Consider the following 12,391-nt stretch of genomic DNA (forward strand, 5'->3'; position numbering starts at 1 on the left):
TGCCGTACACGAAATCAAACGAAAGGAAACCATCATGGCTGTTTACGAGCTTCCTGATCTCCCGTACGCATACGACGCACTTGAGCCGCACATCTCCGCAGAGATTATGCAGCTGCACCATGACAAGCACCACGCTAACTACGTCAACGGCGCAAACACTGCACTCGAGGCTCTTGAGGCAGAGCGCAACGGCGACGCAAACGGCGACAAGATTCGCGCACTGACCAAGAACCTTGCGTTCAACCTCGGTGGCCACACGAACCACTCCATCTTCTGGAAGAACATGGCCCCGAACGCTGGTGGCAACCCGACCGGCGCAATCGCCGAGGCTATCGACCGCGACTTCGGCTCCTTCGAGGGCTTTAAGAAGCAGTTCGCTGCCGTGGCTAACGGCCTGCAGGGCTCCGGCTGGGCAGTGCTTGGTTACGACCACATCGCTGGCCGTCTGATCATCCAGCAGATGACCGACCAGCAGGGCAACATCTCCGTGGACTTCACCCCGGTCCTGATGCTCGATATGTGGGAGCACGCTTTCTACCTGCAGTACAAGAACGTCAAGGCTGACTACGTCGAGGCTTGGTGGAACGTTGTCAACTGGGACGACGTCAACGAGCGCTACGCAAAGGCTTCTGCATAAACCTGCAGCGACCTAGCTAATACAAGCGCCCGCCACTTCCTTTCGGAGGTGGCGGGCGCTTGTTGTTTTCCCTGTGATACGTCGAGTCCGCATGAACTCAAGAAGCAGTCTAAGTTAGGGTCGCCTTAACTGCAAGTATTTTCGCAAAGTTTTTGTTGCGTAATTCCCCCGCGAGAAGTTTCGTAACATAGGCAGGGTGAGAAAAGGCAGTCCTGAATACCGCAAAGCCACGCTGGCAATGCTGGCGTTCGGCCTCGCCATCTTCAACACCCTCTACGCAACCCAGGCCCTGCTGCCCACGCTCACCACCGAGTTGGACATCACCCCCTCCACCGCCGCACTGACGGTCTCCGCCGCCACCGGCGCCCTTGCGCTGTGCGTAGTGCCAGCGTCGATCCTGTCGGAAAAGTACGGGCGCGGACGCGTCCTGGTCATCTCCGCACTGGCCGCCACCGGCATCGGATTGCTCCTGCCCATCGCCCAAAACGCCGAGCAACTCATCGCCATGCGCGCCCTCCAGGGCGCGATGATCGCCGGCACCCCGGCGGTGGCCATGACGTGGTTGTCCGAAGAACTCGACCACCGGGACTTACCCGGCGCGATGGGGCTCTACATCGCCGGCAACAGCATCGGCGGGCTCACCGGACGTCTCATCCCGGCAGGCCTTTTGGAGGTCACCTCCTGGCGGTGGGCGCTGCTCGGCAGCGGGTTGGTTGCCTTCCTCCTGGCAGTGGTGGCGGTGTGGCTGCTTCCGGAGCAGCGCAATTTCGTACCGAAGCTCTCCATCCGCCCAAGCGCGGAACTGCGCGCCATGGCCCGCCACCTTCGCAACCCCCGCCTGCTGGTGCTCTACGCCACCGCCTTCGTGGCCATGGGCGTGTTCGTCTCCATGTACAACTTCTTCGGCTTCCGCGCGGTGCTGGACTTCGGTCTGCCCGCCGCCCTGTCCGGCCTGGTGTACGTGGTGTACCTCTCCGGCACCTGGTCGAGCGCGCGTGCCGGAGTGCTGCTGAAGCGCCACGGGCACGGGGTGGTGGTGCTGGCATCGTCGATACTCATGCTCCTCGGTGCGCTTGCCGCAGCCAGCGGATCGCTGTGGGTCACGCTGCTTGGCCTGTTGGTGTTCACCGCCAGCTTCTTCGCGCTGCACTCCACGGCGTCCGGTTGGGTTGGGCTCATCGCTGAGCGCGACCGTGCGGAGGCCTCCAGCATGTACGTGTTCTGCTACTACATGGGCTCGTCGATCCTGGGCGCCGCCACCGGGCGCGCGTACGAGGCGTTGCCGTGGGCAGGCTTCGTCGGGGTGCTCGCTGGGCTACTTGCTGCCCTCGTGGCCACGGGTGCGGCGCTGTGGAAGGCGGAGCCCCGCTAAACCCCGCTAAACCTCGCCCAATCGTGGCACGCCCGGCGCGCCGGCGTCGAGGAAGTCGCGCACGGCACGGGTGGCCAGGCAGTCGTCTTCGTTGTAGCGGATGAGCATGTCGCGCGCGTCGATATCGCCAAGCCTGCCCGCGCGGCGCAGTGCCACGGAGCGTTCCCCATCCACGTCGTCGTCTTCCCACGCGAAGCCGACCACAGGCCCGAGTACTTTCAGGCCGAGCCCATCCGTGCCGACGAGCGAACGTCGCACCAGGGCGAACACGTCGACCCAATCCTCAGACGCGATGAACTCCGCAACCTCCGCCTCATCCACCGAGGCAAACCTGCGTGCCGACGACCGCAGCCAGTGGTTCTCCCCACCCGCCGCATAACAGTAAGCGCGGAAGGTCTGGCCGGCCTCGCGCGCGTCGCGACGCCGCTGCATCAGCCACGACCAGAACGCGTTGAAGTTCGCCTCCTCGGCCGCACCACCAACGTCTTCCCAGGTGACAAACGCGCGGTACTCCTCGCCGTCGTACGCGCCCCACAAGTAGGCGCCCTGGTCGAGGTAGGCCTCCATGTCGATGTCGATCTCCACGTCGGCGCGCGGCACCGGCGCTAACTTCTCACGCCGCAGCACCGGGATACCGGCGCGCCAGGCGCGGGCGATGGCTGCGGGTTCGGCGGGGCCGTCGTCGATAAGCGACTGCACCGTGGTGATCCCTTCCTCGCGCCACACGTCCCCGCGGCCGCCCGGCAGGAGCAGCGAAATGTCATCGAGTTCCTCCAGGCGCGGCTTGCACAGCGGCCAGAATCGGCAGGATGCGCACTGCTTCATCCGCTTCGGCTCGTCTGGGATCTCCACGGCGAGCGCCTCACGCAACTGCGGGACGTAGCGGGCGGGGTCGACGACGTACACGCGCGCCCGATCCTGCCCAACCGCTCCGCCGCGACCATCCGCAAGCGTGCCCAGCAGGACATGCGCCATGGCCAGGCGGTACCCGTCCACCGTGTGGTGGCGGCCCTTCGCCTTCACCGTCATCGCGCGCCCCAACCCGAGCCTGGCGGTGGGCACCATCAACATCTCGTTCGTCGGATGCTCCCGCGCTACCCGGTGGTTCGAGATGATCACCGGCGCGTACCCGCGGTCGGTGCGCACGAGGATGTCAACCTCCGCGAGTGCAGGCGCCCCATCGATCTCGCCTTCGAGCGCCGCGTTAGTGATCAGGTGTGCGCGCCGCTTCAGCGCCAACCGCGTATCGACGACCCGCGCATCCACCCCCGCACCCGGATCGATATCAATGCGCGTAAACGCCTTTCCACGGCCATCCCCAACCGCCCGCTTCACCGGCAACGCATCGAACACAGCAGCACGACCCGCATCAATCTGCGGTTGGCGCAGCAGCGCATCCGGCAGCTCAGGCGTATCCGGGTGCGCGCGTCGCTGACGCAGCCGGTAGCGGCACCCGACAAGATCGGACGCGCGCACCGGCTGCGCTGGTTGGGCAGTTCCGCCCACGGTGGGAGGTTTCACAATGCCTGCCACGATACCCGGGCGGTGTTGTCGGACCGGCAGGTACAGTTGTTTGGAGTTAACGCAAACGAAAACGCAAGGAGTACCGACCATGGGTGTCCTGGGCATCATCCGCAAAGCACGCCGCAACGTCAAGGCCGAAATTAAGGCCGCTGAGGTGCACGCACGCCAACTGGCCAAGGATCAGGCGAAGGCCGACAAGCGCACCGCCGAACTGCTGGACAAGGCAGAAAAGCGTCTGCTGAAGGAAGAGAAGAAGGGCCTCAAGCGCAAGCGTAAGCACGAAAAGGACCTGGCCAAGGCGCACCTGAAGCGCATCGAAGAAGCCGGCATTACCAAGAAGAAGGCCAAGCAGTGGACCGGCGCCGCCCGCGTCATTGTCCCCGTCGCGCTGCCGCTGATCTACAAGGCGCTGACCTCCCTGCAGCAGAACCAGGTGAACGCCAACGCAGCAGGCCTCGGCCTGTCCGCAGGTGATCTGGCGCGCCACTCCGGCCGCGGCGCCGAGCTCAAGGCCCGCATCGAGGCGATCCGCGCAAGCGTGTCCGGCTCCGGCGAGTTGACCGAGAGCTTCAAGCGTGACGCGAGCGTGCGTCTCGACGAGCTCGAGCAGGCCGTCCGCAACGCCGAACACGCCAACCCGGAGCAGCGCCGTCTCGCCCACAACTCCATCGACGAGGACCTCAACGTCCTCGCCGGCGATGTCCAGGAGCGCCTCTCCCGCTAGTTAGAGCACTCCCTGCTCGCGCGCCGACGCCACGGCAGAGGTGCGCGAGCGCACACCCAACTTGTCGTAAATGTGGACAAGGTGGGACTTCACGGTGGCCTCAGACAGCATGAGTTCGTGGCCGATCTCGCGGTTCGACGAACCAGCAGCCACCAGCTGCAGCACCTCCAGCTCGCGCGGGGTGAGCGAGGAACGTGGCGTACGCTCGCGCGTTTCCAAACGGTCGCGCACCACCGGCGACATCGTGGCATCACCGCGGGCAGTCGAGCGCACCGCCGCGACCAGCTCTTCTGGCGGGGCGTCCTTCAGCAGGTAGCCCACCGCACCGGCCTCAATCGCACCGAGGATGTCCGCATCCGTGTCGTAGTTGGTCACCACCAGCACCTTCGGCGGGTTGGACATCCGGGAACGGATCTCCGCCGTCGCCTGCGCACCCGTGGTCACACGCTGGCCTTCCGCACCGGCGCCGAAGCGCAGGTCCATCAACACCACGTCGATGCCGCCGGCTTGCGCTGCGGCGATCGCGCCTTCCGCGGTGGCAACTTCTGCCACGACCTCGATGTCGTCCGCTTCTTCGAGCACGGCACGCAGGCCAAGGCGAACGATCTCGTGGTCGTCTGCCAGCAGGACTCTAATCACCGGGGACCTCCTCGTTTACGTCTTTTGGTTGATATTAACCGGCACGGCGACAGAAAGGGCCGTAGGCCCGCCCGGCGCGGACTCAATGTCCAACTTCCCACCCAGTTCAGCTGCACGTGAACGCATCGCGTCCAGTCCCAAATGCCCCAACCCGCTGGGTTTGAGTTCCTGACCGTCCACGTCAAAGCCACGTCCGTTGTCCACCACGTCCAGGCGCACCTCGTCCGGCGCATACGTCAGCGTGATGCGCGCGCGGCTCGCTTCGGCGTGGTTGACCACGTTGGATACCGCGCCTTGGGCGATGCGCAGCAGGCCGGCCTCCACGCGCATGGGCAGCTGGATAGCCTCGCCGTCTGTCTCCACCTCAATGTCCAACTCGCCTGCCGCGGCAAAGTCACCCGCGACCCGCTCGAGCGCTTCACGTAACGACGACTCCGTCAACGGCGCCGGCGCCAACGCCGCAATCATCGCGCGCGTTTCTGCCAGGTTGTTCGACGCCGCCCGGCGCGCCGTTTCCATCTTGCGCAGCGGCTGCGTCGCATCCACGCCGAGCCCCTGGATGTCGCGCTCGGCGGAGTGCAGCAGCATCTGGATCGAGGACAGGTTCTGCGCCACCGTGTCGTGAATCTCGTGGGCGAGGCGCTCGCGTTCCTGTGCCACACCGGCGGCGCGCTCAGTTTCGGCGAGACGGCCCCGGGTGGTCAGGAGTTCGTCGATAAGTTGCTGGCGTTCTTGGCTGACCTTATTGATGGTGAAAAACGCCCAATCAATCGCCATCACCACCACCGCCGACAGCGCCGGCCCCATCACCCCGCCGAGCGTGAGCCCCGCCGGGATCTGCACCGCGATGCTAATCGCCAGCCCCACCGCCACCCAGACGTAGCCGAGCCAGCCGCGCATCGCCCGCAGATAGACGAAGAACAGCACGAACACCCAGTACACCGCCACCGGCGACACCGTCGTATCCGCCACCCACAGCGCAGTCGCGCTAAACGCCCACACGATGCGACCCCATTTGCCCCATCGGTACATCTCCACCATGCCGTAGAACAGCAGAAACGCGAACCCGGCGGTGAGCAAAATGTGCAGCAGCGCCTCGTTCAGAGGCATCCGCGCCAGCGCGCCCAGCGACACCACCATCAGGCACACAGCCAAAATGGTGATGCCGGAATCAAGCGCGCTGTTTTCGGTACGTTTTCCGGGGTGCTGCTCCAGCAGCACTAATCTGGAGCTCATGCGTTCGAGATTACCCATCGTGCTGCTCGTGCTCGCCCTCGCCGGTTGCGGGGAGCAATCGCTTAACGACGACACCCCCACCCCCGAACCCGCACCCGCCCCCGATTCCGGCCTGCCGGTCGAAGCGCTGCCGGACACCTCGCGCGACGGGTGGCAGGAATGCCCCTACCTGGACACCGAGTGGGTAGCGCGCACCAACGGCCAGCGCGTCACCGGGGTGGGCACCGACACCCGCTTCGACACCCCAGCCTGCCAGTTCTGGTCCTACCCCGAAGAACCCCAACTGACCGTGATCGTGCGCCACATGGACTCCCCCGAACAGGCCATGGCGGTGGTGGACTGGGCCACCCCAGTGGACCTCACCCAACCCGCCGACCACCCCGCAGGCTGGGACGGTGGCCGCCATGGCGGCGGAGACGTCCCCAACCGCATCGGCGCCGCATACTCCGTGGCCAAAGGCAACGTGGCCGTGACGGTGTTTACCAACCAAGACGAGTCGGTCAAAGCCGAAGCGGTCGCCACCGAAGCAATCACTAACCTAGGGCTGTAATGAACACCATCAACGTCGCCGCCATCGTATTCACCGACAACGCCGGGCGCGTCCTGTGCGTACGCAAACACTCCAGCCCGCGCTTCCAACTCCCCGGAGGCAAGCCGGAAGGCGGCGAGACCCGCCTGCAAACCGCAATGCGCGAAACCCGCGAAGAAATCGGCATCGACGTCGACCCCGAACGCTTAAGCTACCTGGGCACGTTTACCGCCGAGGCCTCCAACGAGCCCGGCCACAGCGTGACCTCCACTGTGTTCCTCCACCCCGGCCTGCCCGCCGATCCGGCCCCCGCCGCCGAGATCGCCGAAGCCACCTGGATCGACCCCACCGACCACGCCGACTTTGAAATCGCGCCCCTGCTGCGCACCCAAATCTTTCCCGCGCTAACCCCCGCGAACATCAACGCCATCGCCGTGTTCGCTGGCGCCCGCGAGGGCACCGACCCGAACAACGCCACGCTCGCCCGCAGTTTCGGCGAGGCACTGGCCCGCCACGACATCACTCTGGTCTACGGCGGATCCAAGCTCGGGTTGATGGGTGAGGTGGCGAGGGGGTCGTCGAAAAGCATTGGCGTCCTCACACACCACCTGGCGCAATACGAGATCCAGTACGACGGGCTCGAGCGCCTCGAAATGGTGGACACCCTCGCCGAGCGCAAAGCACGCATGAGCGAACTTTCCGACGCCATCGTGGCTCTGCCCGGCGGCGCCGGCACCCTCGACGAACTTTTCGACGAATGGACCAACCAACAACTCGGCCTCCACCGCAAACCCATCGGGCTGCTCGGCCGCGACTTCTGGTCCCCCTTCATCGCCATGGTGGACCACATGGTCGCCCACGGCTTTGTGCGCGCCACCGACCGGGCACACCTCATCGTCGCCGACGACCCCGACGAACTCATCGCAGCACTGCGCGCCTGGCACCCACCGGTACCGCGCTGGCTCTAAGGGCTACACCGCGACGTCGTTATACGGCATCTGCGCCGACACCCATGGGTAAATAACCTCCATGAGCAGGAGGAACAGCAACACCATAATGACGGCGGTGAGCAGCCACTTCACCACCGGCGGGCCGGGCAGTTTACGCCACAACGCTGCATACATGGGCTAATCCACCTCCGTCATCGCCGGCGGGAGCGCGCCCGCCTGGTCCTTCGGCGTCACTTCCGTGCGCACCGCGTGAATGATCATGCGCTCGGCGTTAGAGAACTGTGGGTGACACGTGGTCAATGTAATCAAGCCCTCCATGCCGGGCTCCACCTTCGTAGACTTCGACCCCGGCATCGGGTTGACCACCTCAATGTTGCCCGGCAGCGTGATCTCCCGGCCAAGCACGTGCTGGTAATCGCCCGACGCGATGCGCTCATTCATCTGCTCCGGCAAGCATCCGGCGCCCTCCGCGTGACGAGCCGCCGGATCCGGCGACAACGGCATCACCCGATACGTCACCCACTCCTTCTGCGTCTCCACAACGATCGCGTCACAGGCCTTCAGCGCGCCAAGGTCGTTAAACGGCGCACCCTTGCCCACACGGTGACCGGCAACCGCGAAGTTGCCATCTTGGCCCGGGAACTGCGTATCCGGGTAGTGCCCCGGACCCGTGAGCAACTGCGCCTCCTGCACGCCCTCGACGATGGCGAACTGGTAGTCCTGCCCAAACGCCGGGATATACATCTTCGCAAGCGCGTCCCCCAACTCAGCCTGCTTTGCCTGACGAGGGTTCACCCACTGCTCCTCAAGCCTCGTCTGCACATCGTCCTGCATCTTCGCCGACGCCAAATTGGTCCAATAGGACTCATAAAACGCGAACAGCAAAAGCAGCACGCCAACCGTCAGCAGGACCTCGCCAATCACCTGCGAGACACTGACACGATTCTTCCCAGCCATAACTAAATGGAGTAATCCGGTGGCGGCGCGCCCAACTTGGACTTGGCCAGAGCCTTAGCAGTGTGCAGGGGTGCGCTATCACGCAAAATGCGCGCCCCCGCCAGACCGCCTTCCAGGAAGATCAGCAGCTCATCCGTCAACGAGGACGAATCGTAGCCATTCTTCTCATTGAGCAACTCCGTGATCGTGGAATGCATCCACAGGCGGTGATTCCTGCAGGTCTCCACAATCCGCTCCTCGGATTCCGTCTCCGGGCGCGGGTACTCGGCCGCAGCGTTGAGGAACGGCGAGCCACGGAACTCCTTCTGGGGCTCCTCCTCGATCGCCATATCGAACAAGGCGAGGATCTTCGAATCCGCATCCGGCGCCTTCGCCGCACGCTCACCCCAACGTGAACGGTACTGCTCGTCGAGCTCCTCCAGGTACGCAACAACCAAGTTGTCCTTCGACCCCAGCAGCGAGTACAACGACGCCTTCGCCACATCCGCCTCACGCAAAATGCGGTCAATGCCGATGACGCGGATGCCTTCTTCTGTAAACAGCTTCGTCGCGGCATCCAGCAGACGCTGCCGAGGACTCGGACGATCGCGGCGGCGCGCAGGCGCCTTCTTCTTACTCGTGGCGGCGGCCAATAGGAACTCCTTTCGCGCGCCTAAAACAGGACCATCTCAATATAGACAAAACGGTTCGTCTATTCCAGCGAAAAGCCCCCGGAGCAGCTCACTCCGGGGGCTCAAAGCAGATTGCTTATCGACGACTACCTGTCACCTTATTCACAATCCACAGCAGAATCACCGCACCGATCAGGCAGGTCAGGAAACTAAAGAAGCGTCCCCCGCCTTCCACATCAAAGCCGAGCAGGCCAAGCAGCCAGCCGCCGATGAAACCACCGATAACACCGACCAGAATGTTCAGGCCGATGCCCATCTGTGCGTCACGGTTCTGCATCTTGGATGCGATCCAGCCAGCAAGGCCGCCGATAATAATCCAGCCGATAAAACCAAGTGTTGGAGTCATGTTGAAATCCGTCCTTATAAATAGATTTTGTCAGTTACCCCTACCATTGTCCCTCGTTTTTCGGACTTTTGGGTAACGAATCTATTACTCCTCCGGACGGACCACCATCATCGGGCACGGCGCCGACTGCAGCAGCGCACGCGAAGTGGACCCAAGCAGCATGCCCTTGAAGCCGCCGCGACCGTGCGAACCGGTCACCAGCAACTGGGCGTTCTCTGCCGCGTTGGTCAGTGCGCGCACCGGACGGTCACGTGCAATAACCTTCTTCACCTGGACATCCGGGTACTTCTCGATCAGTTCGGCCAACAACTCGTCGAGAAGCTGCTGCTTATCCTGCTTCACAGCTTCCCAGTGATCCTCAGCCACCGCGTACCCAGCACCAGGGCCCTGGATGTGCGTATCCACCCAAGTGTGCACCGCAACCAGCTCCGCACCACGCGCCGCCGCCTCCTCGAAGGCAACTTCTGTTGCGCGCTGCGAAACCTCAGAGCCATCCACACCGACCACAACCGGACCGTACTTGTTCTCCTCGGTCACCGCGCTATCCTCGCGCACCACCACAACCGGGCAGTTCGCGTGCGACACCACAGCACCAGAAACGGAGCCCAGCACCATGCCAGACAGGCCGCCCAGACCACGGGAGCCCATCACGATCATCGTGGACTCATTCGACATACGCAGCAGCATGTCAATCGGAGAACCCTCAGCCACCGCGTGGCCAATGTGCAGGTCCGGCGCCACTTCAAGTGCGATATCGCGGGCACGATCCACGGACTGCATCGTCTCGCGCTGGAGTTCGTCGAAAATCTCCGCCGGCGGAACCATGCCCTCCGCGTACAGGAACTGCGGCATGGTGTAGCTCGCAGCCAAACGCAGCGGAATACCACGCTTCATCGCCGTATTCGCCGCCCAACGCACCGCATTATCTGAAGCGGGGCTGCCATCGACAGCAACAACAACGATGTCTTCGCGGGTCTCTTCCTGGGTCATTATCTCAGCCTTTCTGAGCTAGACAGCTGGTTATACCCACATTCTAGTCGCGCAAGCGCTAGTTAGCGGGGAATCTCCACCGGGGTTGCTGCCGGCGCATTCGCCGGATACAGCAAGTTGTAAATCAGGGTCAACGCGTCCGCGATCGCCTTACCAATGCCCTGCGAAAAGAAGCCCATCAATGGCTCAACCAATGCTCCAAGATCCATGCGGGCTAATCTACTACACACTATGGCGAGAAAGAAGGGTCCACCAGCAATGCCGCTGCCACCCCGCGGCGGCCTCGGCGCATCCCGCGCCCGCGTCCCCGAAGGCGACGGCATCCGCGCCATCGACTTCATCTGGCACCTCGTCTCCACTCAGCGCCACCGCCACCCCGAAGACAACTTTTCCGCAGTACAACAGCGTTTCGACGACTCCCTCGTCGTTCACCGCGACACCACCCCAATCACTCCCGAGGACTGGCTCGAACCCGGCACCGACGTCTTCTTCTACCGACGTCCCGCCCCCGAAAGACCCGTCCCCTACGACATCGTTCCAGTCTTCGAAGACGACAACATCCTCGTCGTGGACAAGCCACCATTCCTGGCGACGATGCCGCGTGCCTCCCACATCACCGAAACCGCCACCGTGCGTCTCCGTCGCGCCACCGGGAACGAAGAACTCACCCCCGCTCACAGATTGGACCGCGGCACCTCTGGTTTGTTGCTGTTGACCAAACGCCGCGAAGTCCGTGGCGCCTACCAGGAACTTTTTGCCCGCCGGGAGGTGGACAAGATGTACGAGGCGATCGCACCGTATGTTGCACTGTCCGTACCTGCAGACTGGTCCCACCACCTGGTCAAGGTTGCTGGCGAAGCCGCTGGTTCTGTACTCGTGGGTGAGGAGCCGAACTCCCACACCGAGGTAGCTTCCGTTACTCGGCTGCCTGCCGAGCAGGAGCAGGGGTTGCAGTCACTCTATGGCGTCACCGTTCCTCTGGCACGCTACGTCCTCCACCCAACAACCGGCCGCACCCACCAACTGCGGCTGCAAATGATGACCGAAGCCGCCCCCATCCTTGGCGGCACCATCTACCCAGTCCTACTCCCCGCCGACGCCGAAGACTTCTCCCGTCCCATGCGGTTACGTTGCATCGGCTTAGGGTTCGTAGATCCATTGACCGGCGAAGATCGCTCCTTCGCACTGAATTAGAGGCGGGAAGGCCTGACAGCTCCTTCGTTGGCCAGTCCGGCTGTCACAATCTGTCGCAACCATTTCCGACTTACCGGAACCCCGAATGCAAAACTGCACATCATACCTTTCGCTGACCTGGGCGGAGTGTAAAACCCTGCAGCCGATGAGGCATCATTTTGCATCGATAGCTGTTCGCGCCAGACATGAAGTATCTACGGGCGGGTGGAAACCGCTTGGCTCCGCATTGCGGACTAGTGGGGGTGTACCCATTAACTATGCAGCGGCATAGTCATGCCCGATCCCCTCCTTACTCTGCATTGCGGACAAGTGGGTGGACACCAACTATGCAGTGGCATAGTGAGCCTCGTTCCGATTCTCACTTCGCGTTGCGGACAAGTTGGTGGACACCAACGATTCTGTTGCCTCAGCCAGGTCACGGGCGGTTGGGAACCCAGCCGTTGACTATGCAGTGACATAGTGACGCCGGTTTTGTCGTTGATTCCGCATTGCAGACATTCCGACTCCGCATTGCGGACTAGTTGGTGGTCACCAACGAAATGTAGAGGGATGGGAATGTGAAAAAACACCCGTAGATGAAACTGGGTGGTTTCGTCTACGGGTGTTTGTGTGTGAAGTTGTT

Annotated in this window: 15 protein-coding genes; 6 read left to right on the plus strand and 9 right to left on the minus strand. The window is 63.2% G+C overall.

The genetic code is table 11. The features are described 5' to 3' along the window. The first annotated feature begins 34 nt into the window (after positions 1 to 34). Both HMPREF3120_RS10885 and HMPREF3120_RS10890 read left to right on the plus strand, forming a co-directional pair. Positions 35 to 637, plus strand: a complete 603-nt coding sequence (locus HMPREF3120_RS10885; protein ID WP_070453370.1) for a superoxide dismutase — start codon at positions 35 to 37, stop codon at positions 635 to 637. A gap of 238 nt (positions 638 to 875) precedes the next feature. After that, on the plus strand, positions 876 to 2,009 hold the full coding sequence (locus HMPREF3120_RS10890; RefSeq protein WP_083284897.1) for an MFS transporter: 1,134 nt from the start codon (positions 876 to 878) through the stop codon (positions 2,007 to 2,009). 6 nt (positions 2,010 to 2,015) lie between these two features. Here the strand turns inward: HMPREF3120_RS10890 and HMPREF3120_RS10895 are convergent, their stop codons facing one another. Continuing rightward, the gene (locus HMPREF3120_RS10895; protein WP_246815482.1) at positions 2,016 to 3,530 is read right to left on the minus strand and encodes a TM0106 family RecB-like putative nuclease; all 1,515 of its coding nucleotides are present in this window, start codon (positions 3,528 to 3,530) and stop codon (positions 2,016 to 2,018) included. Positions 3,531 to 3,621: 91 nt separating this feature from the next. Between HMPREF3120_RS10895 and HMPREF3120_RS10900 the strand changes: the two genes are divergently transcribed. Beyond that, positions 3,622 to 4,257: a DUF6474 family protein gene (locus tag HMPREF3120_RS10900; protein WP_070453376.1), complete on the plus strand. Its 636-nt coding sequence runs from the start codon at positions 3,622 to 3,624 to the stop codon at positions 4,255 to 4,257. Here the strand turns inward: HMPREF3120_RS10900 and HMPREF3120_RS10905 are convergent, their stop codons facing one another. Next, entirely contained in the window at positions 4,258 to 4,896 is a 639-nt protein-coding gene (locus HMPREF3120_RS10905) for a LuxR C-terminal-related transcriptional regulator (protein ID WP_070422656.1), read from the minus strand. A gap of 15 nt (positions 4,897 to 4,911) precedes the next feature. After that, positions 4,912 to 6,132 carry a sensor histidine kinase gene (locus tag HMPREF3120_RS10910; protein ID WP_070453379.1) on the minus strand — a complete coding sequence of 407 codons (1,221 nt, stop codon included), beginning with the start codon at positions 6,130 to 6,132 and terminating at the stop codon, positions 4,912 to 4,914. On the opposite strand from HMPREF3120_RS10910, the gene HMPREF3120_RS10915 reads away from it, so the two are divergent. Both HMPREF3120_RS10915 and HMPREF3120_RS11865 read left to right on the plus strand, forming a co-directional pair. After that, a complete protein-coding gene (locus HMPREF3120_RS10915; protein ID WP_070453382.1) occupies positions 6,131 to 6,682 on the plus strand; it encodes a DUF2020 domain-containing protein in 552 nt (183 codons plus the stop codon). The two genes, HMPREF3120_RS10910 and HMPREF3120_RS10915, sit on opposite strands and share 2 nt — an antisense overlap. After that, complete coding sequence (locus HMPREF3120_RS11865; RefSeq protein WP_083284899.1) at positions 6,682 to 7,629, plus strand: TIGR00730 family Rossman fold protein; 948 nt, start codon at positions 6,682 to 6,684, stop codon at positions 7,627 to 7,629. The genes HMPREF3120_RS10915 and HMPREF3120_RS11865 overlap by 1 nt, the downstream gene beginning before the upstream one ends. Positions 7,630 to 7,632: 3 nt before the next feature. Here the strand turns inward: HMPREF3120_RS11865 and HMPREF3120_RS12225 are convergent, their stop codons facing one another. From HMPREF3120_RS12225 to HMPREF3120_RS12230, 6 genes are all read right to left on the minus strand, one after another. Continuing rightward, positions 7,633 to 7,785 carry a hypothetical protein gene (locus HMPREF3120_RS12225; protein WP_168156436.1) on the minus strand — a complete coding sequence of 51 codons (153 nt, stop codon included), beginning with the start codon at positions 7,783 to 7,785 and terminating at the stop codon, positions 7,633 to 7,635. A gap of 3 nt (positions 7,786 to 7,788) precedes the next feature. Beyond that, positions 7,789 to 8,568 carry a class E sortase gene (locus HMPREF3120_RS10925; RefSeq protein ID WP_070453385.1) on the minus strand — a complete coding sequence of 260 codons (780 nt, stop codon included), beginning with the start codon at positions 8,566 to 8,568 and terminating at the stop codon, positions 7,789 to 7,791. A 2-nt stretch (positions 8,569 to 8,570) separates the two neighbouring features. Beyond that, on the minus strand, positions 8,571 to 9,200 hold the full coding sequence (locus tag HMPREF3120_RS10930) for a TetR/AcrR family transcriptional regulator (RefSeq protein ID WP_070422659.1): 630 nt from the start codon (positions 9,198 to 9,200) through the stop codon (positions 8,571 to 8,573). A gap of 115 nt (positions 9,201 to 9,315) precedes the next feature. Beyond that, entirely contained in the window at positions 9,316 to 9,585 is a 270-nt protein-coding gene (locus tag HMPREF3120_RS10935) for a GlsB/YeaQ/YmgE family stress response membrane protein (protein WP_070422660.1), read from the minus strand. An 84-nt stretch (positions 9,586 to 9,669) separates the two neighbouring features. Then, positions 9,670 to 10,575: a universal stress protein gene (locus tag HMPREF3120_RS10940; protein ID WP_070422661.1), complete on the minus strand. Its 906-nt coding sequence runs from the start codon at positions 10,573 to 10,575 to the stop codon at positions 9,670 to 9,672. Between the two features lie 62 nt (positions 10,576 to 10,637). Then, positions 10,638 to 10,784 (minus strand): hypothetical protein, encoded by a 147-nt coding sequence (locus HMPREF3120_RS12230; protein ID WP_167594476.1) that lies wholly within the window; start codon positions 10,782 to 10,784, stop codon positions 10,638 to 10,640. Here HMPREF3120_RS12230 and HMPREF3120_RS10945 point away from each other — a divergent pair. After that, on the plus strand, positions 10,720 to 11,769 hold the full coding sequence (locus HMPREF3120_RS10945; protein ID WP_141739438.1) for a pseudouridine synthase: 1,050 nt from the start codon (positions 10,720 to 10,722) through the stop codon (positions 11,767 to 11,769). The genes HMPREF3120_RS12230 and HMPREF3120_RS10945 overlap by 65 nt on opposite strands. Positions 11,770 to 12,391 lie beyond the last annotated feature (622 nt).

This window comes from Corynebacterium sp. HMSC11D10 (assembly GCF_001806995.1).
Classification (GTDB): Bacteria; Actinomycetota; Actinomycetes; order Mycobacteriales; family Mycobacteriaceae; genus Corynebacterium; species Corynebacterium coyleae.